Origin of the sequence: Corynebacterium sp. 21KM1197, assembly GCF_033783015.1 — a bacterium.
Taxonomy (GTDB): domain Bacteria; phylum Actinomycetota; class Actinomycetes; order Mycobacteriales; family Mycobacteriaceae; genus Corynebacterium.
In genome coordinates this window covers 614,104-640,206 of record NZ_CP123907.1, presented here as the reverse complement: position 1 = coordinate 640,206, position 26,103 = coordinate 614,104, and the positions used below count along the sequence as shown (strand labels likewise).

Below are 26,103 nucleotides of genomic sequence, written 5' to 3'. Positions count from 1 at the left end.
TGGTGCCCCAGAGAGGATTCGAACCTCCGACACCCGCTTTAGGAGAGCGGTGCTCTATCCACTGAGCTACTGGGGCCTGCTAGGCAGCTTACTCTATGGGCGCTCGTACCTCAGAAACCGGTACCGCAGACCATCGCCCTGCCACCCCGAATCGCTCACCCGCACCATGTTTACGGGCACGGCGGGCGCGTACACCGGAGTGTCCACCTGTGCCCGCGTGTCCACCAGCGTCACCTCCACCACGTCCACCTCCCCGATGGTGGCGGCGTAGATCTCCCCACCGCCGATGATCCAGCCCTTCCCCGGGATCTCCGTGGCCACCCGCGCCCCGCGCGACCACTCCCCCGCCGCTCGGCTAGAGAGCACGATGTTCTCCCGTCCCGGCAGCGGCTTGATGGGGAGCGATTCCCAGGTGCGCCGCCCCATGATGACGGGCGCACCCAGGGTGACCTCCTTGAAGTGCCGCAGATCCTCCGGGAGGTGCCAGGGCATGCCACGGCCGTCACCGATCACGCCCTCCCGATCCTGGGCCCAGATCGCTCCGAGCATCACACGGACACCTGCGCGCTGATCATGGGGTGGGGATCGTAGCCCACCACCTCGATGTCGGAGAAGTCGTAGTCAAATAGGGAGGCGGCCTTGCGGAGGCGCAGCTGCGGGTAGGGGCGCGGCTCGCGCTCTAGTTGCTGGGCCACCTGCTCACGGTGATTGTTATAAACGTGGCAGTCCCCGCCCGTCCAGATGAACTCGCCCACGTCCAGGCCCGCCTGCTGGGCGAACATGTGGGTGAGCAAGGAGTAGGAGGCGATGTTAAAGGGCACCCCTAAGAACATGTCCGCCGAGCGCTGGTAGAGCTGGCAGCTCAGTTTTCCCTCGGCCACGTAGAGCTGGAAGAACAGGTGGCAGGGCGGCAAGGCCATGTTTTCTAGTTCCGCCACGTTCCAGGCGGAGACCACGTTGCGGCGGGAATCCGGGTTGGTTTTGAGCGTCTCCAGCGCCCGGGAGATCTGGTCGATGTGGCCGCCGCCGGGGGTGGGCCAGCTGCGCCACTGCACTCCGTAAACGGGGCCCAGTTCGCCGTCCTTATCCGCCCACTCGTTCCAGATGCGGATGCCGTGTTCTTGGAGCCAGCGCACGTTGGAGTCTCCCCGTAGAAACCACAGCAGTTCCCCCACCACGGCTTTGAAGTACACCTTCTTAGTGGTCAGCAGCGGAAAGGAGTCAGCGAGGTTGTAGCGCAGTTGGGCGCCGAAGAGGCTGGTGGTTCCGGTTCCCGTGCGGTCGCCCTTATCAGTACCCTCCGCCATGATGCGGCGCAGCAGGTCCTCGTAGGGGGTGGAGATCGTCATGGCGCTCAAGCCTACCCCGGTTCCGGTTAGAGTTATACCCATGCAGAAAGCCGTGAACCGTCGTACTCTGTTCAAAGGCGCGGGCGTGGCCCTGGCGGGCGCCAGCGCCCTGGCCGCCACCCCGCACCGCACCGTGGTGGATTTCTCCGCCGGGGTTCCTAGCGCCGAGGCCATTAAAAATGCCGGACACGTCGGCGCGGTGCGCTACGTTTCGCGCCCACGGGAGGCCTGGATGAAGGCCAAGCCGGTCACCCTCGCGGAGACGCAGCACCTGGATACCGCGAGCGTGTATCAGTACGGCAAGGCGCAGACGGCGGACTGGCGCGGTGGTGCGCTCGGCGCGGCGGAGCACGTTCCCCAGGCCATCGCCTTCCATGCCGCCGCCGGCGGCCCCCGGAATCGCCCCATCTACATGGCTATCGACGATAACCCCTCCCGCGCCGAGTACGAGCGCCTCGTTCTCCCCTACCTCGCCGCCGCCAAGGCCGCGCTTGAGGCGGGAGGCTACCGGCTGGGCGTGTACGCCAACTATCCCACGATCGAGTGGTGCCTGGCCGATGGCCTGGGGGAGTTCTTCTGGCAGCACGATTGGGGCTCAAACGGAAAAATCCACCCCAGGGCCACCATTCATCAGGTGGCGGGGTGGCAGTCCACGATCGAGGGAGTGACCGTGGACGTCAATAACGTGTACGCCACCGATTGGGGTCAGTGGCGCGCTCCGCTTATTCAGCCTTAAGCAGGTCGATCACAAAGACCAGGGTGCGGCCGGAGAGGGGGTGCCCGCCGCCGGCGGGGCCGTAGGCCTGCTCCGGGGGGCACACCAGCAGGCGACGCCCGCCCACCTTCATGCCGGGGATCCCCTCCTGCCAGCCGGCGATGAGCCGGTCGAGGGAGAACTCGATGCTCTGCTTGCGGTCCCAGGAGGAGTCAAACTCCTGCCCCGTTTCAAAGTCCACGCCTACGTAGTGGACTTCCACGGTGCCGCCGGGCTGAGCCTCCGCGCCCTCTCCCACCACCAGGTCCTCGATGTGAAGGGTCTCGGGGGCAGGGCCAGCCGGGACGTCGATCTGCGGCTTTTCCATTGGATAAAAGTCTCCTTGGTATTGGGTACAGGAACTCACAGCCCATTCATACGCAAAAGGGCCGAGAAGCCATGGAAACCATTATAAATGGTTACTAGGCTCCTCGGCCCTCGCGCCACTCCTAGCGGGATTCGCGCGGGGTGACGGTGCGCAGCGTCTCGCCGGTGTAGATCTGGCGCGGGCGGTTGATCTTGGTGTTCATCTCAAGCTGCTCGCGGTAGTGGGCGATCCAGCCGGGCAGGCGGCCGATGGCAAAGAGCACGGTGAAGAAGTCCGTGGGGAAGCCCATGGCGCGGTAGATCAGGCCGGTGTAGAAGTCTACGTTCGGGTAGAGCTTGCGGGAGATGAAGTAGTCGTCGCTGAGCGCGATCTCCTCCAGCTTCATGGCGAGGTCGAGCAGGTGATCGCCACCCAGGTGCTCCAGCACCTCGTGCGCGGTCTCCTTGACGATGGCCGCGCGCGGGTCGTAGTTCTTGTACACGCGGTGGCCGAAGCCCATCAGGCGGATGCCCTTTTCCTTGTTCTTCACGCGGTTCATGAAGTCCGTGGCGTCGCCGCCGTGGTTGTTCTGGATGTCCTCCAGCATCTCCAGCACGGCCTGGTTGGCGCCGCCGTGCAGCGGGCCGGACAGGGCGTTGATGCCGCCGGCGATGGAGACGAACATGTTGGCCTGGGCGGAGCCGATCATGCGCACGGTGGAGGTGGAGCAGTTCTGCTCGTGGTCGGCGTGGAGGATCAGGAGTTTATCCAGGGCCTTGACCATCACCGGGTCTACCTCGTAGGGCTCGGTGGGGTAGCCGAACATCATGCGCAGGAAGTTCTCGCGCGCGTTCAGGGAGTTATCCGGGTAGAGGTAAGGAACACCCTTGGAGGCGCGGTAGGCGTAGGCGGCCAGCATGGGCACCTTGGCCATCAGGCGCACGGTGGCCTTGTCCAGCTGCTCCTCGTCCAGCGGGTCGAGCTGATCCTGGTAGTAGGTGGAGAGGATGTTCACGGAGGAGGCCAGCACGGACATCGGGTGCGCGTTGCGCGGGAATACCCGGAACTGCGCCTTGAAGTCCTCGTCCAGCAGGGTGTGGTGGCGGATCTCGTCGTTGAACTTGCTTAGTTCCTCGGCGGTGGGCAGCTCGCCCTTGATGAGGAGGTAGGAGACCTCGTTGAAGGTGGCGTTTTGAGCGAGGTCGGCGATGTCGTAGCCGCGGTAGCGCAGCACGCCCTGATCGCCGTCGATGTACGTAATCTTGGATTCGGTGGAGCCAGTGCTCACGTAACCGGGATCGAAGGTGACGTAGCCCGTCTCGGAGAGCATCTTGCCCAGCTCAATGCCGGAGTTGCCCTCGGTGGCGGGCTTGATGTTCATTTCAAATTCACCACCGGGGTAGTGAAGGACGGCCTTGTCATTGCTGTCAGTAGCCACAGTTATCCCTTTCTCGATTACTTGGACAATCTAAACCGTACACTCATATCAAGTTTGGGGCGATGGGTGCCCCCTTACACTGGGTAACAGACCCTGTGATAGCCACTACACCACCCTTTCGGGCTATGGTATAACCATTCCGTCCGTCCGATAGAAAGTCAGCCCATGTTCACCCTGCCCCCCGAGCTCCTCCCCAGCGATGGCCGCTTTGGCTGCGGCCCCTCCAAGGTGCGCCAGGAGCAAATCGACGCCCTCTCCGCCCCCACCATCATGGGCACCTCGCACCGCCAGCCCGCCGTAAAAAACGTGGTGGGCTCGATCCGCGAGGGCCTTGGCTCCCTGTTCGATCTCCCCGAGGGCTACGAGATCGTGCTGTCCCTGGGCGGGGCCACCGCCTTCTGGGACGCCGCCACCTTTGGCCTCATCGAGCAGCGCTCGGGCCACCTCACCTATGGCGAGTTCTCCGGCAAGTTCGCCGCCGCCGCCCGCAAGGCCCCCTGGTTGCAGGACCCCGCGATCGTCGAGGCCGCCCCGGGCACCGCCCCGCAGCCCCAGCCGATCGAGGGCGTGGACGTGATCGCCTGGGCACACAATGAGACTTCCACCGGAGCGATGGTGCCGGTGCAGCGCCCCGAGGGGGACGCGCTGGTGGTGGTGGACGCCACCTCCGGCGCGGGCGGCCTGCCCGTGGATATGTCCCAGGCGGACGTGTACTACTTCTCCCCGCAGAAGTGCTTTGCCGCCGATGGCGGCCTCTGGCTCGCCGCGATGAGCCCCGCCGCCATTGAGCGGATCGACAGGCTCCATGCGGATCGCTTCATTCCGGCGTTCCTGGACTTTCAGACGGCCGTGGAGAACTCACGCAAGAACCAGACCTACAACACCCCGGCGGTGGCCACCCTCCTCATGCTGGACGCGCAGGTGCAGTGGATGCTGCGCGAGGGCGGGCTGGACGCGATGGTGGAGCGCACCACGGCGTCGTCAAGCGCCTTGTATTCCTGGGCGGAGCAGCACCCGCACGCCACCCCCTTCGTGGCCGACCCCGCCGCGCGTTCCCTGGTGGTGGGCACTATTGACTTCGATGAGACTATCGACGCCGCCGCGCTCGCCGCCACCCTGCGCGCCAACGGGATCGTGGACGTGGAGCCATACCGTAAACTGGGCCGCAACCAACTGCGCGTGGGCATGTTCCCCGCCATCGAGCCGCAGGACGTGGTGACTCTGACCAAGGCTATCGACGCCATCCTGGAAGCCGAGGTTATCTAAGTTACAGTGGTGTGGTGAGCACTTCATCCCAAGGAGGCCAGATGCGCGAGCTGCACCTTGTCCGCAGCGAATCCACGGGCACCACCCTGGTGCTAAGCGAGTCCCCGGAGGGGGAACGCTTCAGCCTCGCCGTCGATGAGGTGCGTGCCATGCTCAAATCCACCGAGGACAAGGGCGAGACCCGCGCGCTCCCCCTGCGCCCCCGCGATATTCAGGATCGGATTCGCGGCGGGGCCACCATCGCCCAGGTGGCGGAGCAGATGGGCGTTACCGAGGCCCGCGTGGAACCCTACGCCCACCCGGTGCTGCTGGAACGCGCACGGATCGCGGAGCTGGCCAAGAACTCCCACCCCGTGCGCGAGGACGGCCCGGCACGCCTGAGCCTCTGGGAGGTGTTGGCCACGGCCCTGGCCGCGCGCGGCGAGGACCTTTCCACCAGCACCTGGGACGCCCACCGTGAGGCCGCCGGGCAGTGGGTGGTGGTGGTGACCTGGGGCGAGCACCGCGCGGAGTGGACGCTGCAAAATCACACCACCTCCTCGGCCACCACCGTGGCGCGCAATCCCCTGGCCTCGGAGTTGATGAGTCCCCCGCGCCTGACCCCGGTGGCGGAGGAACCCGCCCCCGTGGTGAATGAGCCGGAGGAAGAACCGCCCGCACCGGCAAAGAAGCGCCGCAAGGCCGTCACCCCGCACTGGGAGGACGTGCTGCTGGGCGTGCGCACGAACACCAAGCGCCCCCGGTCATGAGCATGTATGAAAAGCCGGTGACCCTGTGGTTCGTCTCCGCTCCCGATCCCGCCTCGGTGCTCGCGGGGGAGCCGCGCGCCGATCGCGGCTTTGGCCGGAAGTACCTGGCCCAGCTCAATCCCTCTTGGCCAGTCACGCCGATTGGCCAGTTTCCCTTTAATCGCTCGGCCCCCGCCTCGCGCGGGGAGTTCTACATCGCGGCCTTTCCCGGGGTGGCGCTGGTGCACACGCTGGTGGAGGATGCCTCTCGGCTCTCCCGGCTGGACGCTTCCCTGCGCACCTCCATTCCGGCGCGCGATGTGTACGCCATTAGCGCCGGCGAGGGGGACTTTGGTGCCTTTGCCCACTGGCACGAGGGGACGTTGCAGCGCAGCCTGGGCGCCCGGCGCGAGGAGTTATTCGAGGATATTGGCCTGCCCGAGGCCTTTGAGGGGCCTTATTGGGCGGGCGAACGCGCCGACCAACCCGGCGGCATAGCCCTACCCTTCATCCCGGCGGATCTGGCCCGCGAGGCGCAGCGCTCGTGGTTGGGGGTAAACGTCTCCCCCGAGGGGCCGGATATTCAGGTGGCGGGCTTTGCCATCGACGGACGCCCGGAACCCCGGGTGGACGAGCCCAGCGGCAGCCGCATGAGCATGGAGGAATGGGCGGCGGACGCCACGGCCAAATTGGGGCTGAGCCCGGCAAATAAGCAGTATGACGACTACGAGCGGCACAAGGAGGGCGACGAGTTCGCCCGCCTGGCGGAGGGGATTACCCGCCGCCTGCGCTCGTGGTGGAGGTTCCGGCGCTAGCCCTCCGCTCTTAAAAAGTTCCCAGGAGGCCTAGACAAACCCAAGGTTACCCGGTAACTTACTCGGTAAGCACCGAGGAGGTAGCCTATGAGCATAAGAAATGCCCTGCTCAGCCTCTTGGCCGAGCACCCCCGCCCCGTGGGGCAACTGCGCAGCACCTTTGAAAGTTCCACCGCCGGCACCTGGCCCGTCAATGTGGGGCAGGTGTACCAGACCATCAAGCGCCTAGAGCGCGATGGCCTGGTGGAAAAAACCGGGGACTCCCCCGAGGCCTATGCCCTCACACCCGCCGGACGCACCGAATTGCACCGCTGGTGGCAGCAGCCGGAAAACAAGACCCCCAACGAACGCGATGGCTTAGTCATCAAGGTAGCGATGGCCGCCCTCAACCCAGAGGTCTCCCTCACCGAGATACTCGATGCCCAACGCCAAGCCACCATGAAGCGCCTGCGCGAACTCATCAGGGACAAGGCCCAGGCTGCCCCCGGCGCGCGTTGGTTGCTATGCGAGCGCCAAATCCTGGAGCTCGAAGCCGAGCTGCGCTGGATTGATCTGATCGAGGCCCACCCCACTCAAGGAGAACCGCAATGAACCCCACCGCCCTCACGCTGGACAACGTCACCCGACTCCACCAGGACGGCCCCACCACCGTCACCGCCCTCGATTCCGTTTCCCTCTCCCTGGAACCGGGCGAACTGGTGGCCATCACCGGCCGCTCCGGTTCCGGCAAGTCCACCCTGCTCAACGTGGCGGGCACGCTCGATGCTCCCACCTCCGGCCGGGTGCTCATTCAGGGGGTGGACACCTCGGACCTCAGCCCCACCGCCGCCACACAGCTGCGCCGCACACACGTGGGCTACGTCTTTCAGGAACTCAACCTCATTCCCACCCTCACCGCCGTGGAGAACATCGCCCTGCCTTTGGAACTCGGCGGCACTAAGCGCACGCAGGCCCGCGAGCAGGCCATGACGGCGCTGGAGGAACTGGAACTGACCAGCCTGGCGGATCGCTTCCCCGCCGAGATTTCCGGCGGGCAGGCTCAGCGCATCGCCATCGCCCGCGCGCTCATCGGTGAACGCAGGCTCCTGCTTGCCGACGAACCCACCGGGGCCCTGGACACCGCCACCGGCGAGGCCGTAATGAGGATTATCCGCAGCCGCGTGGAGGCCGGGGCCGGGTGCCTGCTGGTCACCCACGAGCCGCGCTTTGCCGCCTGGGCGGATCGCACGATCTACCTGCGCGATGGCGCCGTGGTGGGAGAGGAGTAAATCATGCCTAGTTTAACCGTTCCCGCCCGTCTCGCCCGGCGCGACGTCGCCAAGCACCCCTGGCGCTCCCTGGTGGCCGTGCTCTTTTTCGCCCTGCCCATCGCCCTGGTCACGCTGCTGGGCTTTGTGAACACCAGCTCCACGTACTTCCTGGGCGATCAGCATTCCCGCATCGAACTCGCGGAGGAGGGCACCGGCACCGATATGGAGCGGATCCGCGCGGTGCTCCCCGACGAGGAATTGATGGTCAAGGCCTATACCCTGGCCACCGTGCACTCCGGGGATACCACGGCGTACCTGAACGTGGTGTACTCCTCCACCGGCGCGGATACCCTCAACCTCTCCGAGGACATGGCCCACGCCCTGGGTGTGGGGCAGGGCGATGCCGTGGAGATTCAGGCCCCCTGGGAGGAGACCCCGCGCGACTTCGCCGTGAGCCTCGAGGAGGACGGCTCCGCCCTGCGGCTCTCCGTGCCGATGGAGGAGATCGTCTCCGCCGATTTTCCCGACTACGTGGAGTGGTCCAGCCCCAACCCCAACCTGGAGCTCAGCACCCCGGACGTCCAGTCCCACCCCGTCATGGTGGACGGGCCGGAGCCCTCCACCCTCGTGTGGGATATTCTGAGCGGTTCCACCGCCTTTGAAGCCGCCAGCCTGGTCACCCTCGGGTTGCTCGCCCTCATCGTGCTGGCGGCCATGATCTCCCCGATCTTCGCCGTGGCGGCCCGCCGCCAGTACCACTCCATGCGGTTGCTGAGCATTAACGGTGCCGTGCCCGCCCAACTGCGCTGGGCGCTCTATCTGGAGGCGCTCATGATCGCCACGGCGGGCATCGTCTCCGGCCTCGCGCTCGGCGTGGCGGGATTCTTCCTCACCGCCGCCCTGGGTGATTACCTCATCACGGGCTTTGTCATTCCCTTTGACATCATCCTCGTGGCCATCGTCTCCTCGCTCTTCTGCGCCCTGGCCGCCGCCGTGATTCCGGCGGTGCAGGCCGCGCGCCTGCGCTCGGAGTCCGAGGCGCGCCTGCGCTGGCGCTGGCCCATGATCCTCGGCCCGGTGCTCCTGCTGCTCGGGCTGCTGCTGGCCATCTCCGCCTCCGATTGGGCCGTGATGGGGTACGGCATCTTTGGCATCGGCGCGGTGACCAGCACCCCGGCGCTGCTGTGGCTGCTCTCCCGGTGGGCCGCGCGGGGGCCGGTGGCGCTGCGCCTGGCCCTGCGCGATCTGTTCCGGCAGGTACACCGCACCGCCCCCGCGATCGCCGCGATCCTGGGCTTAAGCTTTGTCATCGGCGCGATGTCCCTGGGCAGCCCCTATCAGTACGTTCAGGGGGACGGAAGCCACACCACGCCCGTGGTGAACGCACAGGCAAAGGCGTACCTGGCCGATAGCGCCCCGGTGGAAAAGGAGATTCAGGAGCTCTCCCAGGCCATCGGCGGGGTTCCACCGGTGTACGTGTACCGGGATCTCGATGACAGCACCCAGGTCATCGAACCCGCACGCCTGCCCGATTACCTGCGCTACACCACCACGGACCTGGACGCCGAGGGCATCGCCGAGGCCCAGCGCGCCCTGGAGCGCGGCGAGGTGGTGGAGAGCCAGTTCGGTGGGAAGATTACCGCCCCGCGCGAGGGGCAGCGCACCTACCTGGATCGCGCCCTCTTCTTCCCCACCCAGGAACTCACCATGCGCCAGGAGTTCTCGGCTCGGCGCACCAATCAGGAACTCATCGACGTCTCCTTCTTCCCCGATCACCTCCACCGGCTCCGGGAGCACTACATCATCCCGCTCACCCTGCTCTCGATCGCCTGCCTGGCGGTGATGATCCTGCTCGCCGTGCTCTCCGTGGGCGAGACGCGCGCGGATCTTTCCATCATGTGGGCCATCGGCGCCCCGCCGCGCCTGCTTTCCCGGATCGCGGCCATGCAATCCCTGCTCATCGCCGTCATCGGGGTATTCTCCGGGTTCGCCGCCATCCTGATCCTTCAGTTCCTGGCGCGAGGCGGCTCCGCCGGGGATGTTCCGTGGTCGCTGTGGTTGCTGCTACTCATCGCGGTGCCGCTGCTCGGCTGGGCTAGCGGTGGAATAACTGCCGCTGCCTCTCATAGAACGCGATCGCGGCGGAGGTAGCCACGTTGAGCGAGTCCGTGCCCGGGGCCATGGGGATCCGGGCGCGGACGTCGGTGGCCCGCATGGCGTGCTCGGTAAGCCCCGGCCCCTCCGCGCCCACCAGCAGCGCCACCTTCTCCGCGCCGTCGAGGGCCTCGGCCAGGTGTACGGCCTGGGGGTGCGGGGTCATGGAGACCAGCCGGAACCCGGCCTCGCGCACCTCGTCGAGGCTGCGCTGCCAGGTGGTGAAGGTGCCATCAAAGTGGGCGAAGGGCAGGCGCAGGACGTGCCCCATGGAAACGCGCACGGAACGCCGGTAGAGCGGATCGGCGCAGCCGTTGCCAAAGAGCACCCCGTCCACGCCCATGCCCGCGGCGTTGCGGAAGATCGCGCCGATGTTCTCGTGATCGCCCACCCCCTCCAGCACGGCCACGGTGCGCGCGCCATCGAGCACCTGCGCGGGCGTTCGCTCGGTCACGCGCGAGGCGGTGGCCACCAGGCCACGGTGCATATCAAAGCCCACCACCGCCGCCAGCGTCTCCCGGCTGACCTCGTACACCGGGATCTCCTCCGGCACGCTCAGGGCGTCGAGTTTGGTGGGAAAGCCCACCACCTGCCGCACGGGGTAGGCGGATTCCAGCAGGCGGCCCACCACCAGCGGCCCCTCGGCCACCACCAGGTCCGTGCGCTCGGTGTTGAGGTGGCGAATATCGTCCAGGCGGGGGTCGGCTGGATCATCAATGCGTATTCTCATGGTTTATCCCTGAATCAGCGTCATAATCGGATCCACGGCAAAGTACACCACAAAGAGCGCCGAGACGAGCCACATGATCCAATGCACCTGCCGCGCCTTGCCCGCCGCCACGGACATGAGGGTAAAGGTGATAAATCCCACCCCGATGCCATTGGCGATGGAATAGGTAAAGGGCATGACCAGGATGGTGAGGAAGGCGGGCAAGGCCACCTCGAAGCTCCCCCACTCAATATCGCGCACCTGCGCCATCATCATCGCACCCACCACCACGAGCACCGGGGCCGCCGCCTCGATGGGCACCATCGAGTACAGCGGGGTGAGGAACATCGCGGCGAGGAAGAGCAGGCCGGTGACCACGTTGGCCAGCCCGGTGCGCGCGCCATCGCCCACGCCCGCCGCAGAATCCGCAAAGACGGTGTTCGAGGAGGCCGAGGCCGCGCCGCCCACCACGGCACCCGCACCCTCCACGATGAGGGCACGCTTGAGGTTGGGCAGGTTCCCTTGCTTATCGACGAGCCCCGCCTGCTTGCCCAGCGCGGTCATGGTGCCCATGGCGTCAAAGAAGTTCGCCAGCACCAGGGTGAACACCAGCAACGCGGCGGAGAGCGCACCGATGCGGGCGAAGGCCCCAAAGAGATCCACCTGCCCCACGATGGAGAGATCCGGCAACCCGCCGAGCGTTTCCGGGAGGGTGGGCACCGCGAGCGACCAATCCTCCGTGGGCTTGAGCAGGGCCTGCGCCACCATCGCGATCACGGTGGTGAGCACGATGCCGATGAACAATCCGCCACGCACCCGGCGCACCACCAGCGCCCCGCACAGCAGCACGCCCAGCACGAACACGAAGGTGGGCCAGGTGGTAATCGAGCCGTCCGTGCCCAGCCCCACCGGCACGGTGGTGCCCGCAGCGTCCGGCACGCGGGTGACAAAGCCCGCGTCCACCAGGCCCACCAGCGCGATGAAGGCACCGATGCCCACGCCGATGGCGGCCTTCATCGGGGCCGGGATCGCGTTAAACACCGCCTCACGGAAGCCGCTCACAGCCAGGATCACAATGACGATGCCGTCCAGCACCACCAGCCCCATCGCCTCCGGCCAGGTCAGCCCCTCCCCCGCCACCAGGGTCACGGCCACCAGGGTGTTAATGCCCAAGCCCGCGGCAATACCAAAGGGATAGCGGGCAATCAGCCCAAAGGCGATGGTCATCACGCCCGCCGCCAGGGCGGTGGCGGCGGCCACCTGGGGAATCCCGAGAGTGGTGCCGGTGTGATCGGCCGTGGTGCCCAGGATCAGCGGGTTGAGCACCACGATGTAGGCCATGGCGAAGAAGGTGACCACGCCCGCCCTGACCTCGGTGCCAAGGGTGGAGCCGCGCTCGGTGATGTGAAAGTAACGATCCAAGGTGGTAGCCATAGTGTGCTTTCTCGTGCGGTGATGAATTAAAAAATCGGGCGTTCGTCGTCAAAGGCGCGCGCCGTGGGGCGCGAGCTTTCCTGTGGCGTCTCCGAGTGCGCCCCGCACCCGTAGGAGGCGTGCACCAGGTGGCCGTCGGCGGAGTATTGGTTGGCGCACACCCCGAAGTTCTTGCCCCACTGCTCCCCGATGCTCAGATAAAAGGCGCAGTTTCCGCAGTGCAGGGCGGCCTTTTCCGCGAACTCACTGGTAGGGCCGAAGTCCCCGGTGCGCCAGCGCTGCACCGCCTCTTTCAAGCCCGCCTCGCTGAGTTCATAGCCCTGCGGAGTCTTGGTCAGGCGCCTATCGCCGGGCTCCGGGGGCATGAGATCGCCCGGGTGCAGGTCCCCGGGCTGAATGCGCTCCGCCCAGGGCACCCACTTGGGTGCTCGCAGCGCCTCCCCGTGGGGGGCCGGCACCAGGGATACCTCATTGACCGTCACCTTGCGGCTGCCCGGCGCGCAGGCCACCACCACCTGCCATTCCCAGCCGGCATAGCCGGGAATATCGGCGGCAAAGCGATGGATGGCCGCGTGGCGGTCTACGGGTTGCACCCCCACGTGACTTCCGGCCTCCTCCCCCAGTTCGGCCAGGGCCTCGGCGGCGACGTCGGTAGCCTGCCGCGAGAACAGCGGGTTCTTTGTGCGATCTTTCTTTCCGTATCGTTGGGTGGGCACGAAGCCCATTATCGCCCACCGGCACCCCACCGAACTAATTAGACTGGATTTTTATGGCCACAAGAAAGAAAGGCAAGCACCGCTCCCTGGTGCAGATCCTCGCGCTGCTCATCACCGTGGTGATCGTGATCGTGGCGCTGTACTTGTTCCAAACGTGGTGGAATGACCGCCCCGACCCCGAGCCGCAGGATATTCAGCTCACCGCCACCGTGGGCGAGGAGAAGAAAGATCTCTCCCCGTACATGGTGTGCGAGGTCGGTGCCACCTGCGAGGGCGGGGAGGTGCCCACGATGGCGGTGGGAGAAAACGATGAGCTGGTGCTGGACCTCCCCGAGCCGGTGTATGACCACCACTGGAGCCTGCTCACCATCTACGATGACCCCGCCTATAACGACGAGACGATCTACGAGGGGCACCAGCAAAAGTCCGTGACGGTGCCCGGGTCCGTCGATCCCGCCGAGGAGGGTGCCCCCCGCCCGCGCCTAATGGTGGTGGAGGTGAACTCCGCGCTCATCGGCACGGACGATCAGGGGGAGCCCACGCCCTTTTCCACCGTGTGGTCCGTAGGTAACTCCGAGGTTCCGCGCGATTAGGCGTCCAGCTCCTTAGCCACGGCGCGCAGGATCTCCGCGACCTGGTGGCCGGTCTTGCGATCCGGGAAGCGCCCGGCACGCAGGTCCGGCTGTACGCGGGCCTCCAGGAGGGAAACCACGTCCGCGATCATGCTATTGAGCTGATCGGGGTTGTATCGGTGGTGCGGCTTGCGGGGTTTATCCAGCACCTTGACGCGCAGGGCCTGGGGGCCCTTGCGCCCGGAGGCGAAGTCAAACTCGATGCGCTGGCCGGGGTAGAGTTCCGTGACCCCCTCCGGCAGCACCTGCTTGCCCACGTAGACGTCCTCGTCACCGGGGTTGGAGACAAAGCCAAACCCCCGCTCGGCGTCGTACCACTTCATCTTTCCTACGGGCATGAGCAGTCACCTCTTTCTTTCTGGCACCACTTTTTAACGAAATAAAACATCATACACCCCGCAAGTCACAGCCGCACCACCGCACCTTTTACGTGACGCACATCATACAATCTTTCTTCACGCCCCTCACCAGCGCCGTTTCCCCATCCAGCACCCATCCCGCGAGAAAAAATCGCGCCACGGCCAGAAAAACGTGACAAAAACGTTATAAATCGTTAGCCTCTATCCCCAGGCGCGGTTCGCCTCCCCGGCGGGCCGCCTGATTGTGAACGAGTGTGCCACCGGGTACCACGATCTCATCCATTCAACGGCGTAAAGCGCCACAGAGAGGAAAACTCAGACCATGGGACGCCATACCGCCATGACCAGCTCCATCTTTGCCAAGTTGGCCCTGGGCTCGATCGCCGTGGGCACCGCCTCGGCCCTGATCGCCCCCGCCGCCTCCGCCGCCCCGGATTCCGATTGGGACGCCCTCGCCCAGTGTGAGGCCGGCGGCGACTGGTCCATCAACACCGGCAACGGCTTCCATGGCGGCCTCCAGTTCCACCCGCAGACCTGGACCGCTCACGGCGGCGGCGAGTTCGCCCCCACCGCCAACCAGGCCACCCGCGAGGAGCAGATCGTGGTGGCCGAGCGCGTGCTGGCCAGCCAGGGTTGGGGCGCATGGCCCGCCTGCTCCCAGCGCCTGGGCCTGAACTCCGCCCCCACCGAGCGCACCGCCCCCTCCGCACCCGCGGAGACCCCGGTGGTAGAGGCCGTGCCCGCCGAGGCTCCCTCCGTGCCGGAGAACTTCGCCTCGATCCCCCAGGCTTCGAGCGAGCAGGTGACCATCACCGAGATCTCCTCCGGCGAGGCGCTTTCTCCCGCCACCCAGCTCTACTTCCTGGCCCTCACCGCCCTGCAAAAGGCCGGACTGGAGGTTCCCGAGGAACTGACCGACCTGTTCTTCCAGTACTCCAATGACGCGGACGCCTTCTACGCCGAGGCCTCCGAGGTCATCGAGCCCGTGCTGGCGGAGACCGGCCTGGATCAGTACGTGGCCGAGGGCACGGATTCCCTGGAGTCCGCCCTGAAGCAGATCATCACCCTGTTCTAATCCAGATAAAGGTGGGGCCGCTGTTGCGATAACAGCGGCCCCACCTTTGTACGTTCCCTATTTATTGATCCGGGTATAGGGGTGGACGTACCCCAGGTCCTCCTGCGGGATCGGGAGCGAAAGCTCATCGCCAAAGGGGCTGAAAGCCCCGGCGTAGTGGCCAATAAGTTCCGTTACCACATGGCCTTCACCCTCGAAGTGCTGCGGCCAGCCCGGATCGACGTACCCTTTTTTCTCAACCTTAGACATACGCCTATTCTGTCAAAGTTCCCCGCAAAAGGTAACTCTGCGCTACCCCTCCCTTACACCCATGCCCCTCTCCTATCAGACCTGGCTCCAGGCCCGCACCCCGCAGCAACTCGCGGCACTCCTGCGCCTGCGCCCGGATACCGCCCTGCCCGTCCCACCCACGGTGGCCTCCCTGGCCACCCGGTTGCGGATTCGTTCCTCCGTGGCTCGCGTCCTGCGCCGCCTTACCGCAGCGGAACTCTCCGCCGCCGAGGCCGCCGCTGATCTGGGCGCGGAGTTTCAGCCGGTGGAACGCGGCCGCATCCTCGCCCGCCTCGAACCGCACCTGGGGGCCGACCGCGCCGCCGCGGCCCTTCAACGCCTGGCGGAAGCCGGGTTGCTCTATGGGGACGGGGAGGTCATGCTCCTCAAGGAGGTCCTGGGTAGCCTGTCCCCGGATTGGCGGCTCCTGGGCGATACCGACCTCACCGAGGAGGAGATCGGCCACCGACTCGACCGGCTCGATCCCACCCGACGCGCCATGCTCGATACCCTGGCCTCCTCTGCGGGCATGGGGCTCACCCGCGAGGAGAACCTGGTGGAGGCCGGGTTAGTGATCCGGGTGGACGAGCGCACGGTGCGCCTGCCCCTGGCGGTGCGCCGGGTGCTGCGCGGGGCCAGCCCCGCGCACATTCCCCTGACCCCACCCACCGGGAGGCCGCTGGAGGATACCCGGGGCGTGGACGAGGCCGGAGTCTCCGCCGGCCTCGACGCCGTGCGCCTGATCGCTCAGGTCATCGCGGCGCTGGGCGAGCGCCCACTGGTGCTGCTGCGGGCCGGGGGAATCGGTATCCGAGAGACCCGCCGCCTGGCCCGCGATCTTCATATCGAGGTGCCGCTGGCCAAAAGGCTTCTCTGCCTGGCGCAGGCCACGGGCCTGCTGGACGCCGGCGAGCCCGATCGCCTCCCGGAGGAGGATCACTCCTACCTCGCCCCCACCCCGCAGGCGGATACCTGGCTGGCGGCCGAACCCGCCCAGCGCCTCACGCTGTTAGTCACCGGGTGGCGCTCCTCGCGCTGGGCGTACTGGGCGGAAGAGAAGATTCTCGACGAGGAGGACCCCCGTCTACCCACCCTGCGCGGGATCATGCTCGCCCCCTATCTCGCCGCTCCCACCGCTCCCGCCGCCTTCAGCGAGGTCGAGGCCGCCAGCGCCGCGCTCTTCCACGCTCCCGTGATCGCCAGCGGCATAGGCCCGGAGACGTGGGCCCACCTGCGCGAGGAGGCCGAGTGGCTGGGCGTCCTGGCGGGTGGCTCTGCCACCTCTGCTTTTGCCACTGCCACTGCTGCCGCCGCAGAAAACGCAAACACCGCCGCCACCGCGCTCATTCGCCCCGAGGCCAATCTGGCCGATCTGGTACCCGCCACCGTCCATCAGGTGATCGTTCAAGCGGACATGACCGCCCTGGCCCCCGGCCCGTTGGAATACCGGGTTGAGGCGGAGCTCAGCCTCATGGCGGACCTAGAATCGCCGGGGCTGGCCTCGGTATATCGCTTCAGCGAGGCCTCGGTGCGCCGGGCCTTCGACGCCGGGCGCAGTGCCCGGGATCTCCTCGACTTCCTCAATCGGCTCTCCCTTGGCCCTCTGCCGCAGGCGCTGACCTATCTGGTCGAGGAGATGGGTACCCGCCACGGAGCCCTGCGCGGCGGGACGGCGCTGTGCTACGTGCGCTGCGAGGACCCCACCACTCTCGCCGCCGCCGTTCACGCCAGCGCCTCCCTGCGCGCGCTGGCCCCCACGGTGGCGATCTCCGAGGTGCCGCTGGGGAACGTCATCGCGGAGTTGCAGGCGGCGGGCTTCCGCCCGGCCGCGGAGGATGCCTCGGGCATCAGCATTGATCTGCGCCCCGAACCCGCGCGGATCACCGCCTCGGGCTCGCGGCGTCGGCCGCGCGCCGCCGCCCCGGAACTCACCGAGGAGAAGATAGCGGGGGTCGTCGATAAGCTCCTTGCCGCCGAGGGCGCCCCGCAGGCCCCCGAGGAGGAGGATCATGTGGCGGTACTGGGTGCGGCGGCCCGGGGCGCGCGCACCGTGACCGTGGAGTATGTGGACGCGCACGGGGACGCGGTGCGGCGCGCGCTGCGGCCCCTGCGCATCACCGCCGGGCACATAGACGCAATGGACCCGGCCACCGGCACCGCGCACCGCATCGGCCTGCACCGCGTGACCTCCGTGGAACTAGTACCATAAAAAGGTCATGCCCCGGACTCAGAGGAAGTAAAGGAATCGCGTGCCCGGCCCCCTCATCGTGCAATCCGATAAGACCGTGCTCCTAGAAACCGCGCACCCGCAGGCCGATGAGGCCCGCGCCGCCCTGGCTCCCTTTGCGGAGCTAGAACGCGCCCCGGAGCACATTCACACCTACCGGATCACCCCGCTGGCCCTGTGGAACGCACGGGCCGCGGGCCACGATGCCGAGCAGGCCGTGGACGTGCTGGAGCGCTTCGCCCGGTTCCCCGTGCCACAGGCGCTGCTCATCGACATCGCGGAGACCATGTCCCGCTACGGCCGCACCCGCCTGCACAAGGACCCCGCCCACGGCCTGGTTCTGGAGACGGAGGACGCGGCGATCCTGGAGGAACTGCTGCGGCACAAGAACATCGCGCCCATGCTGGGTACCCGCCTGGATCGGACCAGCGCGATCGTGCACCCCTCCGAGCGCGGCCGCCTCAAGCAGGAATTGCTCAAGGCCGGGTGGCCCGCCGAGGATCGCGCGGGCTACGTGGACGGGGAGGCCCACCCCCTCGCGCTGACCCAGGACTGGCAGCTGCGCGATTATCAGAGCCAGGCCACGGAGGCGTTCTGGGCGGGTGGCTCGGGCGTGGTGGTGCTGCCCTGTGGGGCCGGAAAGACCATCGTGGGGGCCGCGGCGATGGCCAAGGCCCAGGCCACCACTCTCATTCTGGTCACCAACACCGTGGCCGGGCGGCAGTGGCGCGATGAGTTGCTGCGCCGCACCAGCCTCACCCCGGAGGAGATCGGGGAATACTCCGGGGAGAAAAAGGAGATCCGCCCCATCACCATCGCCACCTACCAGGTGGTCACCCGCAAGTACAAGGGCGAATACCGGGCGCTCGAACTCTTCGACTCCCGCGACTGGGGCCTCATCATCTATGACGAGGTCCACCTGCTGCCCGCCCCCGTGTTCCGCATGACCTCCGATTTGCAGTCACGACGTCGGCTCGGCCTCACCGCCACCCTGGTCCGCGAGGACGGCCGCGAGGGAGACGTATTCTCCCTCATCGGCCCGCAGCGCTACGAGGCCCCCTGGAAGGATCTGGAAAACTCCGGCTTCATCGCCACCGCGAACTGCACCGAGGTGCGCACCACGATGAGCCAGGAGGAGCGCATGATATATGCCACCGCGCCCGCCCGCGAGCACTACCGGATCGCCGCCTGCTCCCAATCCAAGGACGCCGTGGTGGAGGCGCTGCTGAACAAGCACGCCGGGCAGCCCACCCTCATCATCGGCGCCTACATCGAGCAGATCGAGCAGATCGCCGCGCGGCACCAGATCCCGCTTATCGACGGCTCGACCGGCACCGCCAAGCGGGAACGGTACTTCCAGCAGTTCCGCAGCGGGGAGATCGACCGCCTGGTGGTATCCAAGGTGGCCAACTTTTCCATCGACCTCCCCGAGGCCAGCGTGGCCATTCAGGTATCCGGTACCTTCGGCTCCCGCCAGGAGGAGGCCCAGCGCCTGGGCCGACTGCTGCGCCCCAAGGCCGAGGGCGGGGAGGCGTACTTTTATACCGTGGTCACCCGCGATAGCCTAGACGCCCAGTACGCCGTACACCGCCAACGCTTCCTCGCGGAGCAGGGCTACGCTTATCACATCATCGACGCCGCCGACCTGACCTAGAGGAGACACCGTGCCATTTTCCTTCGCCGTGGACGAGGCCTGGGCCAAGAAAAACAACGAATTACTGCGCGATACCCGCCGCCTGCGCCTCAGCGCCTTTCTCCTGGGCGCGGTGCTGCTCGCCGCGGGACTGGGTATCGCCAACTTCGTGGGCGGCGTGGGCGGGGTCATCGTGGCCGGGGTCTTTGCCGTCCTCGCCATCGTCTTTGTCATCATCGGGATCATCGCCCCCAGCAAGGTGGGCGGTGCTCAGCAGCTTTACGACGCCTACCCCCTCGCCCCCGCCATCATCGCGGAGGTCAATCCGCGCGACATCGTGCTCATGGCCCTGGTGAACACCAACGCCGACCCGCACAAGCCCCCGCGCTGGGGGCTCGCTCTGCGCACCGTGACCTCCATCAAGGGGCATGATCGCAAGTACGGCACCCGCGTTCCCGCCGTGGCCGTCTCCGGGCGGCGCACCACCCGCAACCAGGACCACTGGGACGAGATCACCCCCATGCCGATCGCCTGGGGCACCCCCGACCCCGACGCGATCACCGCCGCCCGCAAGGCCATCCCCCACCAGGAGTGGGACATCCTGGAAAAGAACCTCAAGAACCTGGATAAGGTCAAGGCCACGCGGTTCAATCTGCTGGTGCTCTAAGTTTTTATCGAGCCGGTTTTATTCGGCCTGTGTTATCCTCCTTGCTTTATCCGGCGGGCGGCCTCCGCTGTTGCTTCCTCGCTCTTGCAAAAGGCAAAGCGATAATAGCCCTCCCAACGCTCCGGGAAGTCGCTTAGCGCGGCCACCGGAAGCGCCACCACGCCTTCCGGCAACGCCCCCTCGTGGGGCTCCCGAGCCACCAGAAAGTACGATCCCCGCGTGGGGTGTACCCGCCAGCCGCTGCTTTCCAGGGCATCCGCTAACAGCGCCCTGCGGCGGGTGATTTTTTCCTGCCACTGTGTGACCCATGTTTCCTCCTCCCGTAACGCATGGGCGACCGCCGCCTGAAAAGGCGTGGCGCTGACAAAGGTAAGGAACTGCTTGGCCTTAGTCACCGCCGCCACCAGGGGCTCCGGGCCCAGCACCCAGCCGGTTTTCCACCCCGTGACGTTGAAACTCTTTGATGCCGAGGACACCGTGATGGTCTGCTCCCTCAATCCCGCGACGCTAGCGGTGGGGATGAACTCCTCCCCCGGCAATAGCAGACGCTCATAGACCTCATCGGAGATCACCGTGAGGCTATGTTCCTTGACCAGTTCAGCTAAGGTACTTAACTGTTCCTCTGAGAAGATCGCGCCCGTGGGGTTATGCGGATTATTCACGATGATCGCCGTGGTATTGGGGCTCAGCGCCTTTCTGATAGCGGGAAAATCCAGGGCCCAGGTGCCCTCTTGAGTCATGTTCAGGGGAACGCTGCGCCGGATACCACCGGCGAAGGAAATGGCCGCCCCGTAGGAGTCATAGAAGGGATCGATCACGATCACCTCGTCCCCCGGATTCACCGTAGCCAGCACCGCCGCCATGATTCCCTCCGTGGCCCCCGAGGTCACGCACACCTCCGAATCCGGGGCCCAGTTCTGCCCCAGGCGTTTGCGGCGATCCTTGACAATGGCCTGGCGTAATTCCGGGGTGCCGATCAACGGTGCATACTGATTATGGCCAGTGGCTATCTGGCCTCGGGCGATCTCTAGCATGCGTGCGGGGCCATCCTCATCCGGGAAGCCCTGGGCCAGATTAACTGCCTTTGTCCGCTCGGCTTTGGCCGATAACTCGGCAAAGACCGTCTGTTCAATAACGGAAACGCGTTGGGATATGTTCATTGCTTTAGGGTAGCAACAACAAAGAAGAGGGTGGTGTAAAGAAACCATCTCCTGGTTTCCTTACACCACCCTCCTACTTATGAATTTTTAGTGTTGGCGGCAACCTACTCTCCCACACCCCAACGAATGCAGTACCATCAGCATGAAATGGGCTTAGCTACCGGGTTCGAAAAGGGACCGGGCGTTTCCCCACCACCATCAACCACCAACACAACCAACCACCCCACAGGGGCGTGTCATGCCAGACACTGCACAGCAGACGCAAACACCACACAAACTGTGTGCTCGTTACACAACGCATGTTTTTTGTTAAAACTTCGGCCAATTAGTACCAGTCACCACACCACTCACATGGCTTACAGACCTAGCCTATCAACCCCATCATCTACAGGGAACCTCACACGAAACCTCATCTCAAAACAGGCTTCCCGCTTAGATGCTTTCAGCGGTTATCCCTCCCGTACGTAGCCAACCAGCCCTACCCTTGGCAGAATAACTGGCACACCAGAGGTACGTCCAACCCGGTCCTCTCGTACTAGGGTCAGCCTTCTTCAAGTTTCCACGCGCGCGGCGGATAGAGACCGAACTGTCTCACGACGTTCTAAACCCAGCTCGCGTGCCGCTTTAATGGGCGAACAGCCCAACCCTTGGGACCTACTCCAGCCCCAGGATGCGACGAGCCGACATCGAGGTGCCAAACCATCCCGTCGATATGGACTCTTGGGGAAGATCAGCCTGTTATCCCCGGGGTACCTTTTATCCGTTGAGCGACACCACAACCACAAGTAGGTGCCGGATCACTAGTCCCGACTTTCGTCCCTGCTCGAGCCGTCACTCTCACAGTCAAGCTCCCTTATACACTTACACTCAACACCTGATTACCAACCAAGCTGAGGGAACCTTTGGGCGCCTCCGTTACCATTTAGGAGGCAACCGCCCCAGTTAAACTACCCACCAGGCACTGTCCCCAACCCAGATCATGGGCCAAGGTTAAGATGCTCAATCCGACCAGAGTGGTATTTCACCAACGACTCCACACCCACTAGCGTGAATGCCTCACAGTCTCCCACCTATCCTACACAAACCGAACCAAACAACAATACCAAGCTATAGTGAAGGTCCCGGGGTCTTTTCGTCCTGCCGCGCGTAACGAGCATCTTTACTCGTACTGCAATTTCACCGGGCCTGTGGTTGAGACAGCAGGGAAGTCGTTACGCCATTCGTGCAGGTCGGAACTTACCCGACAAGGAATTTCGCTACCTTAGGATGGTTATAGTTACCACCGCCGTTTACTGGGGCTTAAATTCTCCGCTTCGAACACAAAAGCTCTAACAGGTCCTCTTAACCTTCCAGCACCGGGCAGGCGTCAGTCCGTATACATCAACTTCACGTCTTCGCACGGACCTGTGTTTTTAATAAACAGTCGCTTCCCTCTATCCTCTGCGCCCCCACACACCACACCACCGCAAAGATGATGCAACACGTAGGGGTCCCCTTCTCCCGAAGTTACGGGGACAATTTGCCGAATTCCTTAACCACAGTTCACCCGAACGCCTTAGTATACTCTACCAAACCACCAGTGTCGGTTTAGGGTACGGGCCGCACATGCACTCGCTAGAGGCTTTTCTCGACAGTACAGGATCACCAACATCACCCAAAAAAGGGCTACGCATCACGCCTCACACAAACAGATACGGATTTACCAATACCCTGTGCCACACGCTTACACCACAATCCAATAAGTGGCCCAGCTACCTCCCTGCGTCACCCCATCACTTGGCTACTACCAGCTCAGGCCCCACGCACCAACAACACCACAACCTCAAAGAGATTAACAGCATGCCGGTGGGCGGTTAGTATCACCGATTCACCACTTTTCGCACACACACGGGTACCGGAATATCAACCGGTTATCCATCGACTACGCCTGTCGGCCTCGCCTTAGGCCCCGACTCACCCTGGGAAGACGAACTTGACCCAGGAACCCTTAGTTATACGGCGGACAAGATTCTCACTTGCCAAACGTTACTCATGCCTGCATTCTCACTCGCACACACTCCACACAGGGTCACCCCCATGCTTCCACACATGCACGACGCTCCCCTACCCAAACAAAAATGTTTGCCGCGGCTTCGGCGGTGTACTTAAGCCCCACTACATTGTCGGCGCAGAACCACTCGACCAGTGAGCTATTACGCACTCTTTCAAGGATGGCTGCTTCTAAGCCAACCTCCTGGCTGTCTTCGCGATCCCACATCCTTTTCCACTTAGCACACCCTTAGGGGCCTTAGCCGACGATCTGGGCTGTTTCCCTCTCGACCAATGGAGCTTATCCCCCACAGTCTCACTGCCACACAACACTTAAACCAGCATTCGGAGTTTGGCTGACATTGCTAAGATGATAGTCCCGCTCAACCAACCAGTAGCTCTACCTCCAGCAAGCTTATGTGACGCTGCACCTAAATGCATTTCGGGGAGAACCAGCTATCACGGAGTTTGATTAGCCTTTCACCCCTACCCACAGCTCATCCCCGCAGTTTTCAACCTACGTGGGTTCGCGCCTCCACAACCTCTTACAGCTGCTTCACACTGGCCATGGGTAGATCACCCCGCTTCGGGTCCAGAACATGCCACTAACAACACCCCATTAGGATTCGCTTTCGCTACGACTACCCCACACGGGTTAACCTCGCGACATGCCGCTGACTCGCAGGCTCATTCTTCAAAAGGCACGCCATCACCCCACAAAAAGGCTCTGACGGATTGTAGACACACGGTTTCAGGCACTATTTCACTCCCCTCCCGGGGTACTTTTCACCATTCCCTCACGGTACTATCCGCTATCGGTCACACTGAGTATTCAGGCTTACCGGGTGGTCCCGGCAGATTCACAGCAGATTCCACGAGCCCGCTGCTACTCGGGAACACACACCACACAACACCACCAACCTTCACGTACGGGACTCTCACCCACTCCGGCAGGCCATTCCAAACCACTTCCGCTAATCAATGATGTTCTGCGTCGCACTAGGCAGATACGACACGCATGCATCCCACAACCCCTAACACGCAACCCCTGCCAGGTATCACACGCACCAGGTTTAGCCAAAAATCCACGTTCGCTCGCCACTACTAGCGGAATCACAATTGTTTTCTTCTCCTACGGGTACTGAGATGTTTCACTTCCCCGCGTAAACCCCCACACCACCTATACATTCAGCAGTGGGTAACCAGCAATGACACTGGCCAGGTTTCCCCATTCGGACACCCTCGGATCAACGCTCGATTGACAACTCCCCGAGGCCTATCGCGGCCTTCCACGTCCTTCATCGGCTCAGCATGCCAAGGCATCCACCATGCGCCCTTACAAGCAACAAAAACACAACACACAGAAAAATAAAGATGCTCACGTCCACTATACAGTTCTCACACAACACACCCCCACCACCACAACAGCAAACACACAGGCCTACCATCCGGCTAGTGGGGCACAAGACACAACAAACATGCTGCGCCAGACACCCAACAACGCACCAACACACAACCAAACAACCATGTCCACCACACCCACCCACAACAAAAAAAGGCGTGCCTCCACCCAGATTCCAAAAACAAAAACTCCATAGAAAGGAGGTGATCCAGCCGCACCTTCCGGTACGGCTACCTTGTTACGACTTCGTCCCAATCGCCAATCCCACCTTCAACCACTCCCTCCCATAAGGGTTAGGCCATGGTTTTCGGGTGTTACCAACTTTCATGACGTGACGGGCGGTGTGTACAAGGCCCGGGAACGTATTCACCGCAGCGTTGCTGATCTGCGATTACTAGCGACTCCGACTTCATGGGGTCGAGTTGCAGACCCCAATCCGAACTAAGGCCGACTTTACAAGGATTAGCTCCACCTCACGGTATCGCAACCTACTGTACCGACCATTGTAGCATGTGTGAAGCCCTGGACATAAGGGGCATGATGATTTGACGTCATCCCCACCTTCCTCCGAGTTAACCCCGGCAGTCTCTCATGAGTCCCCACCACCACGTGCTGGCAACATAAGACAAGGGTTGCGCTCGTTGCGGGACTTAACCCAACATCTCACGACACGAGCTGACGACAACCATGCACCACCTGTACACCAGCCACAAAGGGAAAACGCATCTCTGCGCCGGTCCGGTGTATGTCAAGCCCAGGTAAGGTTCTTCGCGTTGCATCGAATTAATCCACATGCTCCGCCGCTTGTGCGGGCCCCCGTCAATTCCTTTGAGTTTTAGCCTTGCGGCCGTACTCCCCAGGCGGGGCGCTTAATGCGTTAGCTACGGCACAAACCCCGTGGAAGAGGCTCACACCTAGCGCCCACCGTTTACAGCATGGACTACCAGGGTATCTAATCCTGTTCGCTACCCATGCTTTCGCTCCTCAGCGTCAGTAACTGCCCAGTAACCTGCCTTCGCCATCGGTGTTCCTCCTGATATCTGCGCATTCCACCGCTACACCAGGAATTCCAGTTACCCCTACAGCACTCAAGTTATGCCCGTATCGCCTGCACGCCCGGAGTTAAGCCCCGGAATTTCACAGACGACGCGACAAACCACCTACGAGCTCTTTACGCCCAGTAAATCCGGACAACGCTCGCACCCTACGTATTACCGCGGCTGCTGGCACGTAGTTAGCCGGTGCTTCTTCTCCACCTACCGTCACCCCAAAGGGCTTCGTCGGTAGCGAAAGGAGTTTACAACCCGAAGGCCTTCATCCCCCACGCGGCGTCGCTGCATCAGGCTTGCGCCCATTGTGCAATATTCCCCACTGCTGCCTCCCGTAGGAGTCTGGGCCGTATCTCAGTCCCAATGTGGCCGTACACCCTCTCAGGCCGGCTACCCGTCGACGCCTTGGTAGGCCATTACCCCACCAACAAGCTGATAGGCCGCGAGCTCATCCCCAACCGAAAAAACTTTCCACCCCTCACACTAAAGAGGGGTCCTATCCGGTATTAGACCCAGTTTCCCAAGCTTATCCCGAAGTTGAGGGCAGATCACCCACGTGTTACTCACCCGTTCGCCACTCGAGTACCCCCGAAGGGGCCTTTCCGTTCGACTTGCATGTGTTAAGCACGCCGCCAGCGTTCGTCCTGAGCCAGGATCAAACTCTCCACAAAAAAGGCTCGT

At 64.0% G+C, this 26,103-nt stretch carries 21 protein-coding genes, 1 tRNA gene, 3 rRNA genes and 1 pseudogene; 12 read left to right on the top strand and 14 right to left on the bottom strand.

The window, feature by feature from the left end; all coding sequences use genetic code 11:
• The 3 genes from OLW90_RS03190 to OLW90_RS03180 all read right to left on the bottom strand — a co-directional run bounded on the left by OLW90_RS03190 (position 1) and on the right by OLW90_RS03180 (position 1,349).
• A tRNA-Arg gene (locus OLW90_RS03190) sits at positions 1–76 on the bottom strand.
• A gap of 17 nt (positions 77–93) precedes the next feature.
• Positions 94–549, bottom strand: coding sequence for a dihydrofolate reductase (locus tag OLW90_RS03185; protein WP_319651324.1), 456 nt, complete (start codon positions 547–549; stop codon positions 94–96).
• Positions 549–1,349, bottom strand: a complete 801-nt coding sequence (locus tag OLW90_RS03180) for a thymidylate synthase (RefSeq protein ID WP_319651323.1) — start codon at positions 1,347–1,349, stop codon at positions 549–551. Before OLW90_RS03180 ends, OLW90_RS03185 begins: the two co-directional genes overlap by 1 nt.
• A 40-nt stretch (positions 1,350–1,389) precedes the next feature.
• On the opposite strand from OLW90_RS03180, the pseudogene OLW90_RS03175 reads away from it, so the two are divergent.
• Positions 1,390–2,061: pseudogene (locus OLW90_RS03175) on the top strand (DUF1906 domain-containing protein); the annotation flags it as partial.
• Positions 2,062–2,071: 10 nt separating this feature from the next.
• Here the strand turns inward: OLW90_RS03175 and OLW90_RS03170 are convergent.
• Together OLW90_RS03170 and OLW90_RS03165 are read right to left on the bottom strand one after the other, a co-directional pair.
• A complete protein-coding gene (locus OLW90_RS03170) occupies positions 2,072–2,431 on the bottom strand; it encodes an FKBP-type peptidyl-prolyl cis-trans isomerase (protein WP_319651322.1) in 360 nt (119 codons plus the stop codon).
• A 121-nt stretch (positions 2,432–2,552) separates the two neighbouring features.
• Positions 2,553–3,848, bottom strand: coding sequence for a citrate synthase (locus tag OLW90_RS03165; protein ID WP_319651321.1), 1,296 nt, complete (start codon positions 3,846–3,848; stop codon positions 2,553–2,555).
• 165 nt (positions 3,849–4,013) lie between these two features.
• Between OLW90_RS03165 and serC the strand changes: the two genes are divergently transcribed.
• From serC to OLW90_RS03135, 6 genes are all read left to right on the top strand, one after another.
• Positions 4,014–5,114 carry a phosphoserine transaminase gene (gene serC, locus OLW90_RS03160; protein ID WP_319651320.1) on the top strand — a complete coding sequence of 367 codons (1,101 nt, stop codon included), beginning with the start codon at positions 4,014–4,016 and terminating at the stop codon, positions 5,112–5,114.
• A gap of 41 nt (positions 5,115–5,155) precedes the next feature.
• Positions 5,156–5,863, top strand: a complete 708-nt coding sequence (sepH, locus tag OLW90_RS03155; protein WP_319651319.1) for a septation protein SepH — start codon at positions 5,156–5,158, stop codon at positions 5,861–5,863.
• Positions 5,860–6,657 (top strand): DUF6928 family protein, encoded by a 798-nt coding sequence (locus tag OLW90_RS03150; protein ID WP_319651318.1) that lies wholly within the window; start codon positions 5,860–5,862, stop codon positions 6,655–6,657. The genes sepH and OLW90_RS03150 overlap by 4 nt, the downstream gene beginning before the upstream one ends.
• An 87-nt stretch (positions 6,658–6,744) precedes the next feature.
• Entirely contained in the window at positions 6,745–7,248 is a 504-nt protein-coding gene (locus OLW90_RS03145; protein ID WP_319651317.1) for a PadR family transcriptional regulator, read from the top strand.
• Positions 7,245–7,925: an ABC transporter ATP-binding protein gene (locus tag OLW90_RS03140; protein WP_319651316.1), complete on the top strand. Its 681-nt coding sequence runs from the start codon at positions 7,245–7,247 to the stop codon at positions 7,923–7,925. The genes OLW90_RS03145 and OLW90_RS03140 overlap by 4 nt, the downstream gene beginning before the upstream one ends.
• Positions 7,926–7,928: 3 nt before the next feature.
• The gene (locus OLW90_RS03135) at positions 7,929–10,058 is read left to right on the top strand and encodes an FtsX-like permease family protein (protein WP_319651315.1); all 2,130 of its coding nucleotides are present in this window, start codon (positions 7,929–7,931) and stop codon (positions 10,056–10,058) included.
• Here the strand turns inward: OLW90_RS03135 and OLW90_RS03130 are convergent.
• Genes OLW90_RS03130 through OLW90_RS03120 form a run of 3 tightly spaced genes read right to left on the bottom strand, consistent with a single transcriptional unit; the run spans position 10,003 to position 12,929 of the window.
• Positions 10,003–10,791, bottom strand: coding sequence for an RNA methyltransferase (locus tag OLW90_RS03130; RefSeq protein WP_319651314.1), 789 nt, complete (start codon positions 10,789–10,791; stop codon positions 10,003–10,005). The genes OLW90_RS03135 and OLW90_RS03130 overlap by 56 nt on opposite strands.
• A gap of 3 nt (positions 10,792–10,794) precedes the next feature.
• On the bottom strand, positions 10,795–12,204 hold the full coding sequence (locus tag OLW90_RS03125) for an NCS2 family permease (RefSeq protein ID WP_319651313.1): 1,410 nt from the start codon (positions 12,202–12,204) through the stop codon (positions 10,795–10,797).
• 26 nt (positions 12,205–12,230) lie between these two features.
• Positions 12,231–12,929: a DUF3027 domain-containing protein gene (locus OLW90_RS03120; RefSeq protein ID WP_413464484.1), complete on the bottom strand. Its 699-nt coding sequence runs from the start codon at positions 12,927–12,929 to the stop codon at positions 12,231–12,233.
• A 44-nt stretch (positions 12,930–12,973) separates the two neighbouring features.
• Between OLW90_RS03120 and OLW90_RS03115 the strand changes: the two genes are divergently transcribed.
• Complete coding sequence (locus OLW90_RS03115; protein WP_319651311.1) at positions 12,974–13,513, top strand: DUF2771 domain-containing protein; 540 nt, start codon at positions 12,974–12,976, stop codon at positions 13,511–13,513.
• Here the strand turns inward: OLW90_RS03115 and OLW90_RS03110 are convergent.
• A complete protein-coding gene (locus OLW90_RS03110) occupies positions 13,510–13,890 on the bottom strand; it encodes a cold-shock protein (protein ID WP_319651310.1) in 381 nt (126 codons plus the stop codon). The genes OLW90_RS03115 and OLW90_RS03110 overlap by 4 nt on opposite strands.
• Positions 13,891–14,233: 343 nt before the next feature.
• On the opposite strand from OLW90_RS03110, the gene OLW90_RS03105 reads away from it, so the two are divergent.
• Entirely contained in the window at positions 14,234–14,986 is a 753-nt protein-coding gene (locus OLW90_RS03105) for a resuscitation-promoting factor Rpf1 domain-containing protein (protein ID WP_319651309.1), read from the top strand.
• Between the two features lie 57 nt (positions 14,987–15,043).
• Here the strand turns inward: OLW90_RS03105 and OLW90_RS03100 are convergent, their stop codons facing one another.
• Positions 15,044–15,235, bottom strand: coding sequence for a hypothetical protein (locus OLW90_RS03100; protein WP_319651308.1), 192 nt, complete (start codon positions 15,233–15,235; stop codon positions 15,044–15,046).
• Positions 15,236–15,296: 61 nt separating this feature from the next.
• On the opposite strand from OLW90_RS03100, the gene OLW90_RS03095 reads away from it, so the two are divergent.
• The 3 genes from OLW90_RS03095 to OLW90_RS03085 are packed head-to-tail and all read left to right on the top strand — an operon-like array spanning position 15,297 to position 19,783.
• Positions 15,297–17,465, top strand: a complete 2,169-nt coding sequence (locus OLW90_RS03095; RefSeq protein ID WP_319651307.1) for a helicase-associated domain-containing protein — start codon at positions 15,297–15,299, stop codon at positions 17,463–17,465.
• 40 nt (positions 17,466–17,505) lie between these two features.
• Positions 17,506–19,137, top strand: a complete 1,632-nt coding sequence (locus OLW90_RS03090) for a DNA repair helicase XPB (protein ID WP_319651306.1) — start codon at positions 17,506–17,508, stop codon at positions 19,135–19,137.
• A gap of 10 nt (positions 19,138–19,147) precedes the next feature.
• Entirely contained in the window at positions 19,148–19,783 is a 636-nt protein-coding gene (locus tag OLW90_RS03085; RefSeq protein WP_319651305.1) for a DUF3239 domain-containing protein, read from the top strand.
• 32 nt (positions 19,784–19,815) lie between these two features.
• Here the strand turns inward: OLW90_RS03085 and OLW90_RS03080 are convergent, their stop codons facing one another.
• The 4 genes from OLW90_RS03080 to OLW90_RS03065 form a co-directional block, all read right to left on the bottom strand.
• Positions 19,816–20,943, bottom strand: coding sequence for an aminotransferase class I/II-fold pyridoxal phosphate-dependent enzyme (locus OLW90_RS03080; protein WP_319651304.1), 1,128 nt, complete (start codon positions 20,941–20,943; stop codon positions 19,816–19,818).
• Between the two features lie 91 nt (positions 20,944–21,034).
• Positions 21,035–21,153 (bottom strand): 5S ribosomal RNA (gene rrf, locus OLW90_RS03075).
• A gap of 94 nt (positions 21,154–21,247) precedes the next feature.
• A 23S ribosomal RNA gene (locus OLW90_RS03070) occupies positions 21,248–24,320 on the bottom strand.
• Between the two features lie 249 nt (positions 24,321–24,569).
• Positions 24,570–26,093 (bottom strand): 16S ribosomal RNA (locus tag OLW90_RS03065).
• The 16S, 23S and 5S rRNA genes sit together here, the layout of an rRNA operon.
• Positions 26,094–26,103: the final 10 nt, after the last annotated feature.

Excerpts from the sequence above, each read along its gene's own strand:
- OLW90_RS03185 (WP_319651324.1), bottom strand. The coding sequence starts at position 549 with ATGCTCGGAGCGATCTGGGCCCAGGATCGGGAGGGCGTGATCGGTGAC.
- OLW90_RS03180 (WP_319651323.1), bottom strand. The coding sequence starts at position 1,349 with ATGACGATCTCCACCCCCTACGAGGACCTGCTGCGCCGCATCATGGCG.
- OLW90_RS03170 (WP_319651322.1), bottom strand. The coding sequence starts at position 2,431 with ATGGAAAAGCCGCAGATCGACGTCCCGGCTGGCCCTGCCCCCGAGACC.
- serC (WP_319651320.1), top strand. The coding sequence starts at position 4,014 with ATGTTCACCCTGCCCCCCGAGCTCCTCCCCAGCGATGGCCGCTTTGGC.
- sepH (WP_319651319.1), top strand. The coding sequence starts at position 5,156 with ATGCGCGAGCTGCACCTTGTCCGCAGCGAATCCACGGGCACCACCCTG.
- OLW90_RS03150 (WP_319651318.1), top strand. The coding sequence starts at position 5,860 with ATGAGCATGTATGAAAAGCCGGTGACCCTGTGGTTCGTCTCCGCTCCC.
- OLW90_RS03145 (WP_319651317.1), top strand. The coding sequence starts at position 6,745 with ATGAGCATAAGAAATGCCCTGCTCAGCCTCTTGGCCGAGCACCCCCGC.
- OLW90_RS03140 (WP_319651316.1), top strand. The coding sequence starts at position 7,245 with ATGAACCCCACCGCCCTCACGCTGGACAACGTCACCCGACTCCACCAG.
- OLW90_RS03135 (WP_319651315.1), top strand. The coding sequence starts at position 7,929 with ATGCCTAGTTTAACCGTTCCCGCCCGTCTCGCCCGGCGCGACGTCGCC.
- OLW90_RS03130 (WP_319651314.1), bottom strand. The coding sequence starts at position 10,791 with ATGAGAATACGCATTGATGATCCAGCCGACCCCCGCCTGGACGATATT.
- OLW90_RS03125 (WP_319651313.1), bottom strand. The coding sequence starts at position 12,204 with ATGGCTACCACCTTGGATCGTTACTTTCACATCACCGAGCGCGGCTCC.
- OLW90_RS03120 (WP_413464484.1), bottom strand. The coding sequence starts at position 12,929 with ATGGGCTTCGTGCCCACCCAACGATACGGAAAGAAAGATCGCACAAAG.
- OLW90_RS03115 (WP_319651311.1), top strand. The coding sequence starts at position 12,974 with ATGGCCACAAGAAAGAAAGGCAAGCACCGCTCCCTGGTGCAGATCCTC.
- OLW90_RS03110 (WP_319651310.1), bottom strand. The coding sequence starts at position 13,890 with ATGCCCGTAGGAAAGATGAAGTGGTACGACGCCGAGCGGGGGTTTGGC.
- OLW90_RS03105 (WP_319651309.1), top strand. The coding sequence starts at position 14,234 with ATGGGACGCCATACCGCCATGACCAGCTCCATCTTTGCCAAGTTGGCC.
- OLW90_RS03100 (WP_319651308.1), bottom strand. The coding sequence starts at position 15,235 with ATGTCTAAGGTTGAGAAAAAAGGGTACGTCGATCCGGGCTGGCCGCAG.
- OLW90_RS03095 (WP_319651307.1), top strand. The coding sequence starts at position 15,297 with ATGCCCCTCTCCTATCAGACCTGGCTCCAGGCCCGCACCCCGCAGCAA.
- OLW90_RS03080 (WP_319651304.1), bottom strand. The coding sequence starts at position 20,943 with ATGAACATATCCCAACGCGTTTCCGTTATTGAACAGACGGTCTTTGCC.